The 20849-nt window shown below is 55.1% G+C and carries 11 protein-coding genes; 8 read left to right on the plus strand and 3 right to left on the minus strand.

Features of this window, described 5'->3' with window-relative positions:
* Positions 1-163 precede the first annotated feature (163 nt).
* Positions 164-3010: an alpha-L-rhamnosidase gene (locus E9954_RS21120; protein ID WP_136081285.1), complete on the plus strand. Its 2847-nt coding sequence runs from the start codon at positions 164-166 to the stop codon at positions 3008-3010.
* Positions 3011-3072: 62 nt separating this feature from the next.
* Here the strand turns inward: E9954_RS21120 and E9954_RS21125 are convergent, their stop codons facing one another.
* Positions 3073-4161 carry a LacI family DNA-binding transcriptional regulator gene (locus E9954_RS21125; RefSeq protein WP_136081286.1) on the minus strand — a complete coding sequence of 363 codons (1089 nt, stop codon included), beginning with the start codon at positions 4159-4161 and terminating at the stop codon, positions 3073-3075.
* Positions 4162-4336: 175 nt separating this feature from the next.
* On the opposite strand from E9954_RS21125, the gene E9954_RS33920 reads away from it, so the two are divergent.
* The 3 genes from E9954_RS33920 (at position 4337) to E9954_RS21140 (ending at position 10460) form a co-directional block, all read left to right on the plus strand.
* Positions 4337-4501 carry a LacI family DNA-binding transcriptional regulator gene (locus E9954_RS33920; protein ID WP_407947775.1) on the plus strand — a complete coding sequence of 55 codons (165 nt, stop codon included), beginning with the start codon at positions 4337-4339 and terminating at the stop codon, positions 4499-4501.
* Positions 4502-4645: 144 nt separating this feature from the next.
* Entirely contained in the window at positions 4646-7345 is a 2700-nt protein-coding gene (locus E9954_RS21135; protein ID WP_136081288.1) for a hypothetical protein, read from the plus strand.
* A gap of 157 nt (positions 7346-7502) precedes the next feature.
* Positions 7503-10460 (plus strand): sulfatase-like hydrolase/transferase, encoded by a 2958-nt coding sequence (locus E9954_RS21140; protein WP_136081289.1) that lies wholly within the window; start codon positions 7503-7505, stop codon positions 10458-10460.
* Between the two features lie 749 nt (positions 10461-11209).
* Here E9954_RS21140 and E9954_RS21150 read toward each other — a convergent pair.
* Together E9954_RS21150 and E9954_RS21155 are read right to left on the minus strand one after the other, a co-directional pair.
* Positions 11210-11632: an integrase core domain-containing protein gene (locus E9954_RS21150; protein WP_222847266.1), complete on the minus strand. Its 423-nt coding sequence runs from the start codon at positions 11630-11632 to the stop codon at positions 11210-11212.
* 51 nt (positions 11633-11683) lie between these two features.
* Positions 11684-12682: a transposase gene (locus tag E9954_RS21155; RefSeq protein ID WP_136081292.1), complete on the minus strand. Its 999-nt coding sequence runs from the start codon at positions 12680-12682 to the stop codon at positions 11684-11686.
* A 182-nt stretch (positions 12683-12864) separates the two neighbouring features.
* Here E9954_RS21155 and E9954_RS21160 point away from each other — a divergent pair, with 182 nt between their 5' ends.
* The 4 genes from E9954_RS21160 to E9954_RS21175 all read left to right on the plus strand — a co-directional run bounded on the left by E9954_RS21160 (position 12865) and on the right by E9954_RS21175 (position 20836).
* A complete protein-coding gene (locus E9954_RS21160; RefSeq protein ID WP_168442481.1) occupies positions 12865-13611 on the plus strand; it encodes a PEP-CTERM sorting domain-containing protein in 747 nt (248 codons plus the stop codon).
* A 317-nt stretch (positions 13612-13928) separates the two neighbouring features.
* A complete protein-coding gene (locus E9954_RS21165; RefSeq protein WP_168442482.1) occupies positions 13929-16712 on the plus strand; it encodes a beta-glucosidase in 2784 nt (927 codons plus the stop codon).
* A 112-nt stretch (positions 16713-16824) separates the two neighbouring features.
* Complete coding sequence (locus E9954_RS21170) at positions 16825-18864, plus strand: sialate O-acetylesterase (RefSeq protein WP_168442483.1); 2040 nt, start codon at positions 16825-16827, stop codon at positions 18862-18864.
* Between the two features lie 100 nt (positions 18865-18964).
* On the plus strand, positions 18965-20836 hold the full coding sequence (locus E9954_RS21175; RefSeq protein ID WP_136081295.1) for a sulfatase: 1872 nt from the start codon (positions 18965-18967) through the stop codon (positions 20834-20836).
* Positions 20837-20849: the final 13 nt, after the last annotated feature.

A 20849-nucleotide genomic window follows, 5' to 3' on the forward strand; every position in this document is an offset into this window, starting at 1 on the left:
AAGCGGGGCGCAGAATGATGGACCGCAGAATGATTTTGGCGACTGGAATATATAAGCGTTATTCTTCGAATCCTGAATATGTCGCTGTGCGCAAGCAGTTGGCCCAACGACTTGAAACGTATCTAACTTACCTGCCCGAAAGTGCCGGGGAAAAAGGAAACACATGATTAAAATGAAATGGATTACTCTGATGGCCATGCTGGCTGCAGTTCCGGCAATGGCCGGAACTGGCGCACATTCTCTGACGGTTGGTGAAGGATTTGTTAACCCGCTGGGGTTTTATGATTCCACGCCGATTTTTTCCTGGAAATTGCCGGACGGGGTGAAAAAGCAAACGGCCTATCGGATCGAAGTGCAAGATGACGCGGTCCTGTGGGACAGCGGCTGGGTGGAATCCGATCAATCGGTATTCGTGCCCTACGGCGGTGAGCCACTGCGCTCGCGCCAGCGGCTCGAATGGCGCGTGAAGTTCCGCGATGAAAAAGGAACGGATTCGGGCTGGAGCAGAGACGCATCGTTTGAGCTGGGGTTGCTGACTTCCAAGGATTGGAACGCACAATGGATACGGCCGGTGGTTGAGGCGGAGCCTGATGCAGCGTTTGAATTGATCAAGGCGGTATACCGCTCGAAACAAAATTCGCGTCGCAACCAGGATGTGACCGAGTTGCTTCAGAAAGAAATCAGGAGCAACACACTATCCTTCAACGTGAATAACCATACGCTTGGGGGCGATCCGGCATATGGGGAAGCCAAGGAGTTGGTGGTTACCTATAAAGTGGGCAGGAAAAAAAAGAAGGACACGCTAAATGAAAATATGAGGGGGCGGTTTCCTTCGTCAACAACGACGGAAGAGCCGGTCGCCTATTTTAAACGCGAGTTTTCAGTATCCGAAAAAGTCGAGCGGGCGCGGTTATATGTCACGGCACGCGGCGTTTTTGAAATCGAGCTAAACGGCAAAAAGGTGGGCAACGACCATTTTTCCAATGGTTGGACGTCATACAACAACCGGCTCGATACGATGACCTATGATGTGACCGACACCCTTCAATCGGGAGGCAACGAGCTCAATGCGCTGCTGGGTACAGGCTGGTATGCGGGCAATATCGGGTTCCGCGGCCAGAAATGGAGTTACGGGATCCTGCCTGAATTGCTGCTCCAGCTGGAAATAACCTATACGAGCGGGCGTACCGAGATGGTTCTTTCGGATGAAACCTGGCAGGGTACGTTCGATGGCGCGATCCGGTCTTCCAGTATCTACAACGGCGAGGAGTATGATGCCCGCAAGGTGCCTGCGAACTGGCGCGCGGTTGCTGTCAATCCCGACCTCGGTTCCGCCCGCCTGGTGCCCAAGCCGTTTGCCCCCGTCCGGGCGACGGAAATGCTGGCTGTTCAGGAAATAACCGAGCCGGAACCGGGACGTTTTGTTTTCGACCTCGGTCAAAACATGGTCGGTTGGGCGAAGGTTCATATTCCTGTTGTGAAGGATCAGACCACCACGCTCCGCTTTGCGGAAATGCTTAATCAGGACGGCACGATGTATACGGCGAATTATCGCGATGCCAAATCGACCGACTACTATACGGCTGCCGAGACCGGAACCATCGAATGGGAACCGGTGTTTACCTTCCACGGATTCCGTTATGTCGAACTTTCCGGGTTGCCGAAAGGCGCAAAACCTTCAGCTGACTGGGTGACGGGGGTGGTGCTGCACTCTGATCTTCCAAGGATTGGAACATTCGAATCGTCGCACGAAAAGCTGAACCAGCTGCAGCGCAATATTACGTGGGGACAGCGCGGTAATTTTCTCGATATTCCGACCGACTGCCCGCAACGCGATGAGCGTCTCGGCTGGACGGGTGATGCTCAAGCCTTTGCGCCAACCGCCCTGTTTAATTATGATTGCCACGCCTTCTGGAAAAGCTGGCTCGGTTCGATGCGCCACGATCAATTCGCCGATGGCCGGATTCCGCACGTAATTCCCGACGTGCTGATTCAAGGGGATAGCCCCGGCTGGATGGACGCGGCCACTATTATTCCATGGGAGGTCTACGTCCGCACCGGTGACATTGAGCTGCTGGCTGCTAATTTCGAGATGATGGAAAGGTTGGTCGGCTGGTATCGCGGCCAGTCGGTCGATGGGCTGTCGCCGAATATCAAAGGCTTTGGCGACTGGCTCCAGCCGTATTCTGAAAAGACCAAAGGCGACACACCCCATGCGCTGCTTGGCGCGGCGTTCTATGCGAAAAGTGTTCAGATTCTGGCCGATAGCGCGCGCGTTCTTAATCGGACGGCCGATGCCGAGAAATACGATGCTGAGGCGGGGACTGTTAAATCGGCTTTTGCCAAACACTATTTCGATGCCGACGGTAAGCTGCAAAATGCGCCCGAAACGCAGACAGCCTATCTGCTGGCGATTGAGTTTGATCTGATTCCTTCCGACTTGCAGGGCAAGGCGATGGAGCACCTGGTGCGATTGATTGGCGAGGCCGAAAACCATTTACGAACAGGCTTTTTGGGAACACCATATCTTGCGGGAGTTCTCGACCGCAAAGGGCACGCTGAGCTGGCGTTTGATCTCCTGTTCAAGGAAACCTATCCTTCCTGGTTCTATCCGATCAATCAGGGGGCAACCACCATGTGGGAACGTTGGAACAGCTATACGCTGGAAGACGGCTTTCATCCGGAAGGTATGAATTCTTTTAATCACTATGCCTATGGAGCCATCGGTCAGTGGTTGTATGAACGGGTCGCCGGTCTGGCTCCCGATCCGGCCCATCCCGGCTACAAGCATTTCTTTATTCGGCCGCTCATAGCCCCCCAGCTCACCTATGCCGGGGCAGAACTCGAAACCGCTTACGGCAAGGCTTCCAGCGGATGGAAAAAAGAAAACGGTAAAATAATCATGGAAGTCGAGGTTCCTCCCAATACGACGGCTACCATCGAGTTCCCGGATGGGCGCACGCCAGAAACCGTATTTTCGGGCAACTACCGGTTCGAGCTGGGGCTCTAGAAGCGAGAGTGAAATAGGATGTCGACTGGCCGTCGTCGTCCGTGTGCAGTCTAGCCGCTGTATCAATTTAATGAATTCTTAACCGTTGATTCGCGGATGATCAGCTCGGCCGGGATTTCGCAGAAGCCGGGGGTGTAGGGTTGCTTGCCTTCCAGTACTTCGAGCAGTTTTTCGGTGGCTTTGTAGGCCATTTGGTGGAACGGGATTTTTACGGTGGAGAGCCGCGCGGCCTTTTCGCTGAACAGGTCGATGCCGTTGAATCCCATCAGCGCGACGTCCTCCGGAATCCGGAGGCCGCGCTGTTCCAGCGGATCCATGCACAGCATGGCCAGTTCGTCGGTCAGGCAGAGGATAGCATCGACTTGATCAATGGAGGCGCTGCTGCGTATGAAGTCGGCGATCACCTTTTCATCGGCGCGGATGATGCGGGTGAAGTCCGGGTTGTCTTCGATTCCGGATGCATGAAGGGCATCGCGAACCCCGTTGATGCGGTCCTGGATACAGATGGCGGAGAGGGAGGCCTCCGGCACCAGGAGCATGATTTTTTTGCGGCCGATGGAGAGCAGATGTTCGGCGGCCTGCCGGGCCATTTTCCGGTTGTTGATGTCGATGCAGATGAGGGAGTCGTGGAGTTCCTCGATGTCGCCCATCAGTACCAGAGGAATATCCTTGGTGATGGTTTTGAAAAACTCCTGATGCTTAAGGGAGGGGGTGCTGTAGATCATGCCGTCGAGCAGGTCCCGCTGGATTTCATTTTCGTCCAAGGGGTGGTCGGTATGTTCGTCGCGGTTGTGGAGCACTAGATCATACTTCTTAAACAGGGGGTGCTGGGAAATGGCGGAAAAGAGTATGCCGGTGATGCGGTGGTTGTTTGCGTTTTTCTTTTCCTGAGTGATGTCATCACTCGCGTACATTGGAACGGAAATGCCGACCAGGTGCGTGCGGCGGTCGTTGACGGCTCGGGCCAGACGGTTGGGGCGGTAGTTCAGTTGCCGGGCTGCCTGCTGCACTTTTTCGATGGTGGCGGTCGCAATCCGGAATTTCCCGGCATTGCCGTTGAGTACCCGTGCGACCGTAGAGCGGCTCAGTTCGCAGTGATCGGCAATGTCCTGAAGCGTGGTCCGGTGGGATGGTTCTGTGGTGTTAATCATGATCTGAACATAGAGTTTTTTAAGATAAATGCAAAATAAAAGTTGACAATGACACCGATTGCGCACATCTTGATTGCGAAATATGAGATGGCTTGCGTGTTTTAGTGTACCGATTGAGCTGTTCGAGGTAAGAGCTTTGAGTGAAATGAAAACGGATCAATAGTTGAACAGGCCGGTGACTCAGAAGGTCATAGCAAAACAATCCGGGGTATCTGCGTCGATGGTATCGCGCATTCTGTCGGGCCGGCTGGAGCAGGCGGTTGTCATTTCGGAGGAAAAAGAGTTTCGAGTCAGGCGCGTTGCGGAAGAGCTGGGCTACCGAGGGTCGTGTCAGAGCTAGCGAATGGTTCTTCGGCCCAGATAAACCGATTTTTTTGATCAAGGAAGAACATGTTTGCAGTATGTGCTGAGGTCTAGGTTTCAGGCTGTTGCGGAAGTGGTCTAGTTAAAACTAATGGACAAAATCAGAAAAAGGAGCATGGATATGAAAGCAAAGTTCATAATTGGATTAGGCCTCTTGTTAGGGGTGGTTGGTGTTGCACAGGCGGATACCGATTTTAATGGAGGAGCATTGGGCACAGCAGGTGACTGGTCCAATGGCCTGCCGGGATCCGGCAATCCAGGCACCGTTGATGTCAATGGAGCGTTGGGTAATGCGAGCCAGGATAACCAGCTCTTCAGTGGGGCAACGGTTACCGTCGGCAGCGGTGCAACTCTCAGCGGTGGGGTTGATTTTCCTGCTGCAGGTGGTAATCAATGGATTATCAACGACGCGACGGTGAATCTCACCGACGATTTCTTTTCGAAGAACAGCTCTTTTACCCTCAATGCGGGCAGTTCGGTTAATGCAGGGGATGATTTTAAGGCCCAGAGCGATGGCGGTAACATTACGATCAACGGAGGAACGCACACCGCCGGTGATGAATTCGGCTCTACACCTTTTACGTCGACACTCGATTTTCTGGGTGGCAGCGTGGTTGCCGGTCGCTTCCAGTTCAATGCCGGAGCCATCACCATCGGCGGTACGGCTGTGGCAACCGCTACGGGCACGACACTCGCTACAGATGTTGATGGAACGGTGAATGTTCTAAGCGACTGGAGCGGTTGGTTGACTGCAAACAGCTTTAGCGGTTCGACATGGAGAGATGCTGTGCTTGCAGGGACTTGGACCCTGGATGGTACACCCATCGATGGCACCCTCTTTGACGCAGAGTTTATTGTGTCTGTTGATGGGAAAACATTATCGATTGAGGCGTTGCCGGAGCCGGATACCACCATTTTTACGAACACTGCAGGATATTTGGGCTCAACGGATAGTTGGTCCAGTGGCCTGCCGGGACCTGGAAATTCAGGCACCGTTGATGTCGATGGAACGTTGGGTAATGCGAGCCAGAATCAACAGCTCTTCAGTGGGGCAACGGTTACCGTCGGCAGCAATGCAACCCTCAGCGGTGGGATTGATTTTCCTGCTGCGGGTGGTAATACCTGGATTTTCAACGACGCGACGGTGAATCTCTCCGACGATTTCTTTTCGAAGGACAGCTCTTTTACCCTCAACGCGGGCAGTTCGGTTAATGCAGGGGATGATTTTAAGGCCCAAAGTGATGGCGGAAACATTACGATCAACGGAGGAACGCACACCGCCGGTGGTCAGTTCGGCTCTACAGCTTTCTCGTCGACGCTCGATTTTCTGGGTGGCAACGTCGTGGCCGGGAGCTTCATTTTCGATGTCGGACAAGTCACCATCGGCGGTACGGCTGTGGCAACCGATGCGGGCGCGACAACTTCTACAGATGTTGATGGAACGGTGAATGTTCTGAGCGACTGGAGCGGTTACCTGACTGCATATAGCTTCACCGCTACGACATGGAGAGATGCTGCCCTTGCGGGGACATGGACCCTGGATGGCACACCCATCGATGGTGCCCTCTTTGACGCAAATTTTGTAGTGTCTGCTGGAGGAAAAACATTATCGCTTGTGGTATTGCCGGATCCCCCTGCGGTGGCCCCCGCCGGACTGTCGGCCGTCAGCAAACCCAGCTATATCGACCTCACGTGGAACACGAGTTCGGAGTCGAACGTTACCGGGTATTTGATTTATCGGGGCGAGTCGCCAGGCACGATCACTGATCTGCTGGTAGGAGTGGTCACCAACAACTACCAGGACTATGCGGTAGTACCCGGGGTCACTTATTACTATGCCGTGGCAGCCCATGACATCTACGGGCAGGAGTCACCCGCCTCCACGGCATCGGCCCTGGCACAGTCCAAGGTAGGGCTGTTGGCCGAGGATCGGTTTGAATATGATGGCGACGGGTCGAGTTTGGTAGGTAAAAATGGCGGAACCAATTGGGAGGGGCCATGGGTGTGGGGGGGTAATGCGTCGGCCCTCTTTTCGCAAAATGGCTTCGATTATCCCGGACTGGATACCGCAGGTGGATCCGTCGTCTATCCTGAATCTCATGCCGCCGCGCGATCGTGGGGCGGTAGCAACTTCACCACCGACGGGAAAGCGGTATGGTTCTCCTTCCTGGTTAACATGGGCCCCGATGGTGACGGCGGACTGGGCGACGAACTGCGCGTAGCCACCTTTGTCGATACGCCGAATACCGGGGATCTGGGTGCAGTTGACGCCACCCTTCTGACTGTCATGAATGACGGACAGGTTAAGATTCAGGGAATGGGGACGGACGAAGTTGCCGCCGGTGTGGTTGAAACCAACCAGACCTATCTCCTGGTGGGTCGTGTAACGTTTTCGGACACCCCCGGCAGCGATGTCTTCAATGTTTGGCTCAATCCGGAACCCTGGGTTGAGGATCCCGGCACGCCCTTGCTGTCCAAAACGGGCGACTACAACGCCAGCGGCGACTACTTCAGTTTCCGTTCCACCAGTGGAATGCAAGGTGCGATCGACGAGGTTCGAATCGGCGACACCTATGCCGATGTAACGCCCAACGAGGAAATCCCTCCGGCAGTACTCACGATCAACATCGACGGCGTAGGTAACGTGGTCTTCGGCGCTTCCAACCTGACGACCTGGGCCACCAGCACCTTGCAGGAAAATGACGACCTGGTGTACGGAACATGGAGCACGCTGGGCACCGTCACCGGCGTGGCGCAAACCAATGTGGTCATTCCCGCCGAAGCGCCCAGAAACTTCTACCGGGTGATATCCAACCCCTAGCCGAACGAATGGATATACAGAGTGGGACAGAGCATGGGCTTGAAGCCCATGCTGCGCTGAACGGGCTGGGCTTCCAGCCCGTTTTTACTGCGTCCCATATGGATTGAGTGCACTCTATATACCCTGTTAATACAGCGAACCGCAGAGAAGGTAAGCAATGAAAATAAGATGGAAAACAATGATAGTCATGGCGCTGGGTGTGGCGTTGGCGATACCGGCCTTTGGGGCTGAGGATGCCGGAACCAATCCGCTTTCGCCGGCTGCCTCTTCGACAACGGGTTGGTCGGCAGGCAACCGCCCCAACGTCATCGTGATTATTTCCGATGACCAGGGCTGGGCGGACATTGGCTATAATAATCCGCTCAGTGTCTATACGCCGAATCTTGATTCGCTGGCGGCAGGCGGCGCCCGGTTCAGCAACCACTATGTTATGTCGCAGTGTTCCCCGACGCGGGTTGCGCTGATGACCGGGCAGTATCCCTCGCGCCACGGAATTCAGGCACAGCAGGCAAACAACGAGCAATGCTTTGCCCACGGAGCTCTTACCATCTCCAGCCTGCTCAAGGAGATCGGGTATGAGACCTACATGGCCGGAAAGTGGCACCTTGGTTCCCATCCGGAATGGGGGCCGTTACATCACGGCTTCGACCATGCCTACGGCTCGTTCGCGGGGGCGGTAGGCATGTACAACCATCGCTACCACGTCGCCGACGATGAATGGGCCATCACCTGGCATCGAGACCACGAAATCATCCCTGGCTACGAGAACGGGACGCACGCCACCGATTTGGTTGCCCGCGAAGCGGTTCGTGTGATCCAGCAAAAGCACGACAAGCCCTTTTTCCTTTATCTGCCGTTCCACGCTCCACATACCCCGCTCGACGAACGCGGTCCGTTTGTCGACACCCCGACGCAGCTGGATCCCGCCGACAGCACGCGCTGGCTGAACGAGGACAACATTCCGTGGTTCAACGATCCCCAGGGAAAAATCCAGTCCGAGCCCGATCCGGAAAAAAGGCTCCTCCTTGCGGCGGTCCACCATTTGGACCATGCCATCGGCCAGGTTGTGCAGGCGCTCGAAGAGACAGGACAGCGTGAGAACACCATTATCTTCTTCTCGTCTGACAACGGCCCGCAGGTCAACTGGGCCGGCAACGCCTATCCGGATGATTTAAAACTGACCGACTTCAACCAACCCGACACCCTGCGCGGCTACAAGGGGGATACCTATGAGGGAGGGATATTGGTGCCCGGTCTGATCAATTGGCCCTCGCAGATCGTTCCATGTGTGGTGGACGAGCCGGTGCACATCGTGGACTGGATGCCGACATTGGCGGCCATGGTTGACTACACCCCTGCGGAGGATCCAAAATGGGACGGCATGGATATTTCCCCGTTGATCCACCAAGCCGATTCGCTCGGTTCACGCCCTCTCTACTGGCTCTGGAGAAATGCGTTGCCAACAAACGACTGCCGCTGGGCAATGCGCCAGGGCGATTGGAAAATCGTCCGCTATGGCAACGAGCCTACCCATGCAAGTGACTGGGCGCTCTATAATCTGGCGACCGATCCGCAGGAGACCACTGATGTGGCATCGAGCAATAGCGCCAAGGTCGCCGAGCTGCATGCCCTGTTCCTGATCGAGCGGGCTTACGACATTCCGAACCGCATGATCAGTCCCCGACTTGTCGTTCCGGAAACCGCCAGCGGCCCGTTCGGCGCCACCCTCGATTTTTCGGAGAGCGTTACCGGGCTGGATCTTGGGGATCTCGTTGTTTCCAACGGCACGGTTTCGGGATTGTCGGGCAGTGGTACGCTCTATTCGTTCACGGTCACCCCGACGCTCTCCAGCAATGGTGTTGTTTCGGTCTACCTGCCGGCTGGCGGTGCGACGGCTTTATCGGGGCTGACCAATGTACCCAGCCATGTCGCAGTGGTGAAATTCGATTCGTCCATGCCCGGCGCTTTCGGCCCTCTGGGGCGTGGCGTCGGCGGCATTGAAACCGCTGCCGGTGACGGCTTCATCATGTATAGTAAAGAATCGATCCACACGCGCTTCTCGGCCAGTCCGCCTAATCGTTACCAGGCTGACCACTTCGTGGCGGTCCGCAACAATGGCGGAACGTGGGAATATGACAATAACAGTTCCTATGTGGCTTTCACCCCTGTCACATCCGACCTGCTTGTGGCTGCGGTGGATTTCAGTGCCGACACGGTGACGATGCTCTCCGGTGTCAGCAACGTTGTCAATGGCATTGCTTACGGCTATCAGTCAGGCGACCTGATTGTCATCCCCGGAATGTGGAACGGCGGTCCCAATTCCGGCGAGTATGATTTGGGCGGCAGCTACATCGTGCTCCATGGCGGCGCTGTGATCGGTGAGATGCCTTCGGATCCATCGGCCTGTCTCTTTGCGCCATGGGCGACCTCTGCCGAGTCCTTCACGGTCGGCATAGAGTTTAGCGAAGACGTAACGGGGCTGACGCTCGGTGATTTTTCAGTTTCCAACTCCAGTCTCGCCGTCTTGTCAGGCACCAATAGGTCGTATGAACTGGAGATCACCCCCGCGTCGTACGGGGTTGTGCGCGTTGATCTGCACACCAATGCCGTCAACGAAGGCACGGTTCCGGTGGTCGGCACAATAACCCATTGGAACGACTATTATGTGTGGGCCAATGCGCTTCAGGCTGAGCCATCAAATCCCTTGATCCGCGACCCGAACGGCGACTGGGATATGGATGGCCAAAACAACATCTGCGAATATTACTACGGCGGCGATCCGACTGTGGCGAACGCTCCTTTGGTAGCAACACTGATCGTGCAGAATCCGGTCGGCCCGATAGTCGATGTGGCATTCCCCATCCGCGATTCAGCTGCATCGAGGGTTGGGCTGCAATACAGCGACGACCTCGACCGCTGGTTCGCGCCCGGGCAGGATTTGTCGGGCGTCTCCAATCCGCCGCCTGCCATCGTATCCGCCGCGAAAGGAACCCTCAATATCGTGACCGATGCCGTGTGGGGCGATGTCTCCATGTACTCCTATACCGTCGCACCCGCCGCGGGAGAAATCAGCGAAGCTCGTGCTCTTTTTTTCCGCGTGGGCGGGATTCCATGAGCGGGTGTAGTGGATCAGCCGTTGCCGGATTGGCGCAGGCATCCTTGGCCTACCCTATGGCCTGAACCAAAGTACCAATCTGATGGGCGAGTGGGATTATGTCGGCGAAACCTTTGAAACGGGTTCCGCCGAAATTGACCCGCATGATTTAAACATGGATTTTTCAGGTGAGGGAAATTAAAAGTTGACAATGACACCGGTTGTGCGAATCTTAAAAAAATAAAATCATAGATATTCCATTGATATGAATGCACTGGTTGAGCTTTAGAGGTTTTGAGTGAAGATGCGGAATGAGAACGGTTTAAACCGGCCGGTGACTCAGAAGGTTATTGCAGAGCATTCCGGGGGTTCTGCGTCGCTTGTATCCCGAATCCTGTCAGGCAGGCTGGAGAAGGCGATTGTCGTCTCCGCGGAAAAAGAGTTTCGAGTCCGGCGTGTTGCGGAAGAGCTGGGCTGTCGAGGGTTGATTTAGAATTCGCGATGGCATCGGGGAATATGGAGCCCGGCGTCATCAGTTGTAACAAAAACAGGGGTTCTGTAAAATTTTCGATGAAAGAGCCGATGGCAGAGAAGCAAGGTGAGATGGGTCCCCTTACTGGGCCGAAAGAAGGCTTTTGATGGGGATGGTTTCTGTGTCGGCGATGATTTGATTGTTGTTTTTTAGCCCTGATGAGGGCGGCGACGCACAGCGGGGCTGTGGGTAGCTGAGGCGAAAGCCTCGTGTTCTTTGACATCCGAGTTTTGATTGTTCATGCGGCTTGCCGGAGGAGCTCGACCCACATGTCGGGGTAGAGCCTCTTGCCTTTGAGGCAGGCGATCGCGACGGGCGGATGCCCGCCGAGGCTGCCGTGCGGGCGCATGAAGTTGTAGTAGGCGACGAAGAGCGTGGTGAGTGCCGTGGCTCCGTCGAAGCTCTTGAAGCCGGCGCGGGGTCGCGTGTGGTATTTATAGGTGCGGTTGAGCCGCTCGATGAGCTGCTTGTAGACGCGGTAGGTCTCGCTTTCGGGATCGAGGTTCTTGAGTCCGATGACGGTACGTTTATTCAGGACTGCTTCGCCTCCGGCCACCACGGCGGCGGTGTTGTAGGCGACGGTGGCGCTGTCGTAGGACGGCAGGCCGTCGGTGACGAGTTCGAAGGCTTCGGCCCGGGGCGCGTCCGGCGGGCCGCACATGCTTTGGATGAGTCCGAGCGCCGGTTCGGCCCCACGGGTTTGGGAGAGGTTTTAGCCGCAGATGGCCCGCCGCGTTTCGGTGATGACGAGCCAGGTGTAGCGGGTTTGCCCGCCGCTCTTGATGTAGGTTTCGTCCGCCGCGCAGGTTCCTTCGGGAACGGGACTGTTTTCATCGGTGAAGTCGGCGAGCTGGCAGGCTGCGGCCTTGATGTAGTTGACGACGGTCTGGTGCGAGATGCGGATCCCGAAGACGCGTTCGAGCGCCTGGGCGGTGAGCCTTGCGCTGAGTCCGAGGCTGATGGAGAAGGTGAGGCAGAGTCCGAGGGTATGCAGGCTGTGGTGGATGCGGTTGAGATCGACCGGGGCGTCTTCGGGGCGTTTGAGCGGAAGGTCTTGCGAGGCGAAGTGGTATTCGCGGAAGAGGTAGCGCAGCTTGAACTGGCTGGTGTTTCCGGCTTTGCGCATGGCGTGCTCTTCGGGCGTGAGCTGGGCGAGGTTCCGTACGTAGACGGGGCAGTGGTCGTTCGGGCACTTGAAGGCGGTGCACAGGCCATCCTCCTTCCATCGAAAGAGTGCATAGCCGCAATGCGGGCACCAGTAGCGCGCCTTGCTTTCGCGCCGGGGCTTGTCGGTTGGCGAAGTCCTTTTGCAGATCTTGCACTGAACCTGCGACCCAAGCTTTCCGTTGTTGAGGTAGAGATAGCGCACGGGGGCATGGCAGTGCCGGCATCGGCATTTTTCAGGCGGCATGGGCGAACCCGTCCGACGCGCTACCTTGGCGATTGTTTTTCCCGTGGCGCGCAAATGGTCGGCCTGAAGCTCCTCCCAGTCCTTTTGCGGTGCGTGCGGCAGCAATGGTTCGCATAGCGGCGGTTGAGGATCGACCCGGAACTGGCGATAGTGCGGAGGCCGCACTTCCTGCGGCTTGAGTTCGATATCCTGCCTTGAACCGTTGAGTACTTCGAGCAGCACCGGCACCACCGAAGCCAGATCGTTGTAGGTAAGCTTGCGACATACCCAGCGAAGCAGTTTCCTTAGATCATTTTTCATGGGGTCTTCCCTGTTTTTTTTGCGTGCGGCAAAAGGGCTTGGAACGACCCCATCTTATCCAATCAAAACTCGGGATAAAACAGGGGAGAAGACGCCGAAGGCATCAACCCCCAATCAAGAGAAGTAGTTTAGAGATGAAAACGAAGAGAAAACTGACCAGAAACAAAACAGGAAAAAGGAGAATGAAAATGAAAAAAATGAAGTATGTGTTAATGACAGCCAGCGTGATGCTGGTCGGTGCAGCAAGTGCCGATCTGCTCGGCGCCTGGATTGACGGGTCTGTGGATTACGCTGGGCCGCAGGCGCCATCCGTGGCTCCTGCCGTTTCGGGCGTTACCGCCTCAAGCATGACCCAGAGCGGATTAGGAGCTTGGGATGTTCGAGACGTCGGCTTTGGTAATGCTGTTCTGCCGTCGGGCCCGACATACGACCCCGGCAGCTCTTCCTGGTGGTTTTTAATACGCGCCACCGGTATCGATAATACACACAACAATGACGAATACCTAGCCTTCGACCTCACGGCCGACGCTGGCAAGCAGCTCGACATGGACACCCTCTCTTTCGACGCCACGATTGTACGGAATGCGGCCGGCGACATCACGACCACGTTCGGCATCTATATTTCGACCGATGGTGGAGCCAACTACACCCTGCTCGATAGTTCCGAGAGCATGTCGCACATCGTTGGCACTGATCCCCTCGCTACAGCCCTTGCGCCGGAGACCTTTAGCTACGATATCAGCAGCTACACCGGTGTCGAAGATTTCCGGGTTCATATTGATGTTGCCGACAATTCCAGCTCGGACAAGAAAGGTACTTACGTGCAGGGCATCCAGCTCAACGGATCCGTTATTCCTGAGCCGGCTACCATCGGTCTCTTAGGGATGTCCGCCGCCGGCTTGATACTTATCCGCAGGATAATGATGTAGGCAGTCGGAGTTTGAACGACTTAGGGCTCCGGGGCGATGCTCCGGAGCCTTTTGCATCGCAATCCACGCCGCAGTAGATTTATGAACCACGAAATATGTAGCTCGGCAAAGCCGCAACCAAAAGAAAGTTGACAGGCCGATGGATAACAAAACGATTTTTTAACATCCATGCATGAAAATGCCGGATAGTAGTGCAAGAGGACGCTTGTGTTGTGTTGATCATTCTTGTCCTTTGGCGTTTATTGGCGGTTCTGTCAGTTCTATTTCCAGGGGTAACAGAGCAATAGGGATTTTGAGAACGATTTGAATGGGATATTATGACAACTAAACTGACTACACACATTGCAACAATTTTCCTGTCGGCATCTGCCTCTATGGCCGCTGAACTGTATCATGCGGACTGGATTGATTTTAATAAGAACGGCCGCAAGGATGTCTATGAGGATTCAAAAGCGGACATCGATGCCCGCATTGACGACCTGCTCTCGCAGATGACGATGGATGAAAAGACGGGGCAGATGGTGACCTTGTACGGTTGGGGCCGTGTATTGAAAGATGAATACCCCTCCGAGGCATGGAAGCAGGCATCCTGGAAGGACGGCGTTGCGAACATTGATGAGCAGGGTAATTTTCCGCACGGCGGCAAACATACCGATCCCGCGGGTCATGTTGAATTTATCCGGAGGCATCAGCGCTGGTTTGTTGAGGAAACGCGGCTGGGTATTCCCGTGGATTTTTCGAATGAGGGCATCCGGGGACTGTGCCATAACTACTGCACCAGTTTTCCAAATCAGCTTGGACGCGGTGCGACTTTTAACCGCCAGCTAGAGTACGAGATTGGTAAAGTGACGGCGCTGGAGGCGAAGGCGCTGGGCTACAGCAATGTGTACTCACCCATTCTGGATGTGCTGCAGGACCCGCGCTGGGGGCGATGTCGTGAGGTCTATGGAGAAAGTCCGTATCTGGTGGGTGAGCTTGGTTTGCAGCATGTGAAAGGGCTGCAGGACCAAAAAATAGTGTCTACACCGAAACATTTCGCCGTTTATTCGGCACCTTATGGTGGTAAGGATAACGTACGCGGCGATTGCCTGATTCCGTTCCGCTCCATGCATGAGATTCATTTGGAACCCTTCCGCAAAGCCTTTATGGAGGGGAACGCTCTCGGGGTGATGAGCACGTATGCCAGTTATGATGGTGAAGCAGTCGCGGGTAGTGACTATTTTCTTACCGATTTGCTACGCGATACCTATGGATTTAAGGGCTATGTCGTGAGTGACAGTGGTGCCATTTGGTTTCAGCACGTCCACCATGCGACTACAGAGAATGCCAAACAATCGATTGTCCGTTCTGTGAATGCAGGCAACAATGTGCGAACCAATTTTCAACAGCCTGAAAAGTTTTTAAATCCATTGAGAGAGGCGATTGAAGAGGGGTTGATCAGCGTGGAAACGATTGATGAGATGGTTCGTGATGTGCTCTATGTGAAGTTCTGGATGGGACTTTTTGACAATCCCTATATCGGGCTCGATGATGCGCCTGAGCGGATTCGCACAGATAAGGCTCGCCTCCTTGCCTTACAGGCTGCACGCGAGTCTGTGGTGCTTATGCGTAACACGGATTCCCTTTTGCCGCTGGAGTCCAGTAAATATAAACGAATTCTGGTCTGTGGCCCCTCCGCGGATGATGCCAGTTTGATGCAGGAGCATTATGGACCTCACCGTTCAGAAATCGTGACGCCTCTTCAGGGCATTCGGGACGCCTTTGCCGGCAGTTCTCAGGTCGATTACATTCGCGGTTGCGATTTTTTCGGAGAGCAGTTCCCCGATTCGGATATCTTGAGAAATTATAAGCCCTCCGCAAAAGAGCTTGCTGAGATCGATAAAGCCGTCGCGAAAGCGCGCAAGAGTGATCTGATTATTGTCTGTATGGGGGATTCCCGGAAAACCGTCGGGGAGAGTGTCAGCCGCTCGGCTCTGACTCTCCCGCGCCTTCAGGAGGTCTTCCTTCAGAAGCTGGTGGAAACGGGCAGGCCAGTCGTACTGGTTTTGTTGAATGGGCGACCTGTTGTCTTGAATAATGCGCAGGATGGGATCCCCGCGATTTTAAGTACCTTCTTTGCTGGCGAGGCGGCGGGCACTGCTTTAGCAGATTGTTTATCGGGGAAATACAACCCTGGCGGTCGCCTCCCTTATACTACGCCAAGAACCGTCGGGCAGCTTCCGCTGGCGATTCCCTACCGTCAGTTCTCCTGGATTGGTGGTGGAAATGCCTATGTCGATAACCCGCTGTTTCATTTTGGATATGGTCTGAGCTACACGACCTTTGAATACGATGATCTGGAGATTTTTGTCGAAGGACAGGGCGATGCTGCCAAAATTTCTGTTTCATTCAGCGTCAAAAACAGCGGAGATCGTGCGGGCGACGTCGTTCCCCAGCTTTATGTCAGGGATGTGGTCGCGTCGGTTTCGCCCTTTAAAAAACAGTTGAGAGGGTTCGAGCGTGTTCATCTGAAAGCTGGTGAAGCGAAACAGGTCACCCTGGTGCTGGATGCGGGCCGCGATTTGAAAATGATGAATCTGGATAACCAGTGGGTGGTTGAACCCGGCCTCTTCGAGTTCATTATTGCAGACTCCTATAACGAGGACGACATCCGGCTGGGCGAGGTGATTGTCCTGAATGATAACGGCAACTGGGACTCCTCATCCGTTCAATCGCTGGACATTGTCGAGCTGGTCGGCCAACCCCGTTTCCAACCGGGGCATCCGCCGGAAAATGTGTTGGACAGCGATCATAAATCTCGCTGGGCCACGAACGAAAAAGATCCCGCATTGACGTTCCTGTGCCGCGAAGAATTCAATCAGATCGGCTTCATCTGGTATAACGGTGCAGGAAGAACCTATCCATTCGAGGTGCTGGTCAGCGATGATCAGAAAACCTGGACGGAAATCTATCGCGGAATCGGTGGAAAAACCCGGTTTGCCGACCTGCATGATCTGCCGCTAATCACAAACAAATATATTCGTGTTCAGTTCCATGGGAACAGCGAAAATGAATTCACCAGTATGCATAAAGTGATATTTACAAATAAAATGCAGCTTTGAGCCAGCGACGCCGGCTGAGGAAACGGCATGTTGTTCCGGCTTTAGGCGGTTGTGCAACAACATGCCTTTTTAAAGATTATTTAGTCAGGGCTTGATGGAGATGAGAAGAGATATGATGAAGATACAGGAAAGAACAGGATTTGACCTGGCAGCGCTGAAAAGCCTGCTTATCTACTCAGGCATGCTGTGGACGTCGAGTGTGCAGGCCGCGCTCATCGCCACGGATTCGTTTGCAACGCAGGCCGGGGGAGCCCCGTCTTACTACGACACGGCCATTAATGGCGGGTCTATCGATAACGGAAGCGCACAGAACCCCTCCGTCGGGGTTAGCGGCTTTACAGGTGCATGGGATGCGATTGGCTACAAGACGGGCGCCGTTCAGGCGCAAAACGGCGTCAGCCTGACGCACGCCATGTCTGCCGGCAGCGCAATGAATGGATCAATCCGGGGATACTCGGTTCAGGGAGGGAGGGCCGATCTCAGCCGCCGCGTCAGTCGCGCATTGACTTCTGCCCCGACGTCCGACGGCACATATTACATGAGCATACTGTTACGGAAAACGGCGTCGTCAACAACGGGGACGTTATGGGCCGGGCTGGGGCCGTCGGAAAGGTACGATGTGTTCATCACCGGTTCCACCTCCACCTTTATCGGCCTCAATGCGGGCGCTATTTCATTTTATTCCAACGGCACCATCACAGAGCTCCTTGCTTCGGGCAATGTGAATGCGGAGGAAACCTATCTGGCGCTGCTGCAGTTCGACTACAGCTCGGCGGGTGCCGATTCGGTAACCGTGACCCTCTATGACAGCGCATCGGTTCAACAGGCCACCCGAACCTTCAACAACCTGACCCTGAACATGTCCTATCTTCATCTCGCGATCTGCCCCTACTACAGTCCGGAGGAGGCGATTGATGAGTTCCGCTTCGGTACCGCGCTCAGCGATGTGGTGGCGACCGGCACCGACGTGGTGGCCCATGATGACCTGTATGAACTTCCGGCTGGTGAAATTACCATTACGAATGCACCGTCTGTCCTGAGCAACGATCTCCTGGCAGACTCTGCCGTTCTGGTCACCAATGTGACCGACGGCACGCTTTCATTTAACGCTGACGGCACCTTTGATTACACGGCTCCCGGAGTGGCAACTAATTCGTTCTGGTACAGCGCGGTCAATGCGACGAGTACCAGCACGCCGGCAAAGGTCACTCTGATTACCACACCTCCGCTGCCCCAAATCCCGACCGATCCGAAAAAACTTCATGTCTATCTTCTGATCGGTCAGTCGAATATGGCCGGGCGTGCTCCCTACACCAGTGAAGAGGAGGGGATAATCGACGGAACGTTCCTGTTAAACGGATCGGACATCTGGGAACCCGCCGAAATTCCGCTCAATCAGTATTCAACCATCCGGAAAGAACTTAGCCTGCAGAAACTGAATCCCGGATACACGTTTGCCCAGACGATGGCTGCCAGCAACAGCGCCGTCTCGATCGGGCTGGTCGTTAATGCCAGAGGAGGAACATCGATCGATCTATGGGCTAAAGGCGGCACCTATTATAACGAAGCCATTCGGCGCGCGCAGATCGCGCAGACCAATGCAACACTCAAAGGAATTCTCTGGCATCAGGGTGAGGCCGATCGGGATATCCCCACGGGATATATCAACAAGCTGACCAACCTGGTTTTCAACCTGAGAAACGATCTGGGCAAACCGAATCTTCCTTTTGTTGCAGGAGAAATACATGAAAGTGTAAGCCTCCAAATCAATAGTCAGATCAATCAGCTGCCCGGGCTGGTTCCTTTCTCGGGCGTTGCCGGCTCTGCGGGACTTTCCCTCATTGATGATTTTCACTTTGATAATGCAAGCCAGAAGCTGCTGGGCCGGCGATATGCCGCTGAGATGCAACGGATTCAGACCCAACTGAACAGTCCGCCCGCATTCTCGGGGTCCATAGAGCATGGCTCCGACTCTATTACCTGGGGCCTGACCAACCTTATACCTGGTGCTATGGTAGATATACTGCAGTCACCTCGCCTCTCCCCTGTAAACTGGAGCACTGCCGCCACATTCATTGCAACGGCCCCGAGCACGAACTGGGTCGGTTCTGCCGTGGAACCGCAGAGCTTCTATACGGCGGAATGGAGATAGTTAAGGAGTGCCGGTCGGAATGATTCCAATATTTGCTGGAGCGCGCCGCAGCAGTGCTCCCACCAGGGGCGTTGTTTTTCGAATTGAAACAGGTGATTGAATGAAAAGAATATTGATTATTTGCGGTTTGATGGCTGTATCCGGGCTTTGTTGGGCCAAGCCAATGAATGTGGTGTTTATTCTGGCGGATGACCTCGGCTGGGCCGATACGACGTTGTACGGGCATACCAGTTTGTATGAGACGCCGAACCTGGAGCGGCTGGCAAAGCGGGGGATGACCTTTACCCGCGCCTATTCGGCCAGCCCGCTCTGTTCGCCGACGCGCGCCGGTATCCTGACCGGGCAGACGCCTGCCCGAATCGGCTTTACCGCTCCGGCGGGACATGTGCCGGCGGTTGAACTGCATGCTTCGGTAAAAAAATCAGATGCGCCGGGAAATAAAGCCGTGGAGCCGTCTTCGGTGACCCGGCTGGACACGGCGCTTCCAACCCTTGGAAAGCTGATTCAGGCTGACGGATACAAAACGGGACATTTTGGGAAATGGCATGTGGGATTGGAGCCCTACAGCCCGCTGGAGCATGGCTTTGATGTGGATGTTCCGCATTGGCACGGTCCCGGTCCGGCCGGCAGTTTTGTTGCTCCGTGGGCCTATCCGGATTTCAAAGCGAATTATCCCAAAGAGCACATCGAAGACCGCATGGCGGAGGAGGCGGTGGCCTGGATGAACGCCTTGCCGAAAAACAAACCGTTCTTCATGAACTACTGGCAGTTTTCGGTGCATGCTCCGTTTGATGCAAAACAGGAGCTGATCGAAGAATACCGCAAGAAGATCGATCCCGACGATCCGCAGCGTTCGCCGACCTATGCGGCGATGGTGCATTCCTGCGACGATGCCGTCGGTTCACTGCTCGACGCGGTGGACCAGGCGGGCATGGCCGACGAGACGATCATTATTTTCATCTCAGACAACGGCGGCAACATGTACGACGGGATCGACGGGACGACTCCGACGAGCAATGCGCCGCTGCGCGGTGGTAAGGGCAGTCCGTTCGAGGGCGGCATCCGCGTTCCCTGTGTGGTGGTTTGGCCCGGTGTGACGCCCCCCGGAAGCCGCAGCGATGAGATCATCCAGACCACGGATTTTTATCCGACGCTGTTGAACGGGCTGGGTATTTCCATGCCGGAAAACCATGCCGTTGATGGAATTGACATTACCCCGGCACTGCGGGGCGGAGCATTGAAACGCGATGCTATCTACACCTATTTCCCGCACTCGCCACAGGCGGTGCCGGACTGGCTGCCGCCCTCTATGGCCATCCATTCCGGCGACTGGAAACTGCTGCGTCTGTTCCATCATGGAGAAAACGGGACGCATGATTATCTGCTGTATAATTTGAAGGACGACATCGGAGAGAAAAACAATCTGGCGGCGGCTTTCCCTGAAAAGGTGCAGCAGCTGGATGGGATGATTGAGGACTACATACAGCGTGCCGATGTTGTTGTTCCTGTGGCGAATCCGGCCTTCAATCCAAACTATTATATTCCCGAAAATATCGGCGTGCCGATACAGCACCAGAAAGTGATTGGGGTGATTGATGGCTGGAAGGCATCGGGAACGTGCATGATCCATCAGGAAAACGGAGCCCTGGTTGTTGAGAGTACGGGAGAAGATCCATACTTCGAGCTGGAGAAAATGGATAAGGTCACCGGCGGCTCATGGGTGGTTCGGCTGCGGATGAAGTCAAACGCTGCAGGAACGGCCTGTCTGTATTACAATACACCGGCCCCGGGGCGGACGGTGAATTTCCCGGTACAGCACGATGGGAAGTGGCACGAATATGAGGTGAAGATTCCTGCCGCAACCCTGAGTGGCCTGCGGATTGATCCGTCGCGCGGTCCGGGAACGATGGAGATTGACTGGATCCGGCTGGAGCAGGCCGGGCAGGTGGTACAGAAATGGAATTTTGAATAACGGAAGGACCTGA

Source organism: Pontiella desulfatans, from assembly GCF_900890425.1.
Taxonomy (GTDB): domain Bacteria; phylum Verrucomicrobiota; class Kiritimatiellia; order Kiritimatiellales; family Pontiellaceae; genus Pontiella; species Pontiella desulfatans.

What these genes read in the sequence shown, in the direction of transcription:
- E9954_RS21120 (WP_136081285.1), top strand. Translation starts at nt 164, where the DNA reads ATGATTAAAATGAAATGGATTACTCTGATGGCCATGCTGGCTGCAGTT.
- E9954_RS21125 (WP_136081286.1), bottom strand. Translation starts at nt 4,161, where the DNA reads ATGATTAACACCACAGAACCATCCCACCGGACCACGCTTCAGGACATT.
- E9954_RS21135 (WP_136081288.1), top strand. Translation starts at nt 4,646, where the DNA reads ATGAAAGCAAAGTTCATAATTGGATTAGGCCTCTTGTTAGGGGTGGTT.
- E9954_RS21140 (WP_136081289.1), top strand. Translation starts at nt 7,503, where the DNA reads ATGAAAATAAGATGGAAAACAATGATAGTCATGGCGCTGGGTGTGGCG.
- E9954_RS21150 (WP_222847266.1), bottom strand. Translation starts at nt 11,632, where the DNA reads ATGTGCGGCCCGCCGGACGCGCCCCGGGCCGAAGCCTTCGAACTCGTC.
- E9954_RS21155 (WP_136081292.1), bottom strand. Translation starts at nt 12,682, where the DNA reads ATGAAAAATGATCTAAGGAAACTGCTTCGCTGGGTATGTCGCAAGCTT.
- E9954_RS21160 (WP_168442481.1), top strand. Translation starts at nt 12,865, where the DNA reads ATGAAAATGAAAAAAATGAAGTATGTGTTAATGACAGCCAGCGTGATG.
- E9954_RS21165 (WP_168442482.1), top strand. Translation starts at nt 13,929, where the DNA reads ATGACAACTAAACTGACTACACACATTGCAACAATTTTCCTGTCGGCA.
- E9954_RS21170 (WP_168442483.1), top strand. Translation starts at nt 16,825, where the DNA reads ATGATGAAGATACAGGAAAGAACAGGATTTGACCTGGCAGCGCTGAAA.
- E9954_RS21175 (WP_136081295.1), top strand. Translation starts at nt 18,965, where the DNA reads ATGAAAAGAATATTGATTATTTGCGGTTTGATGGCTGTATCCGGGCTT.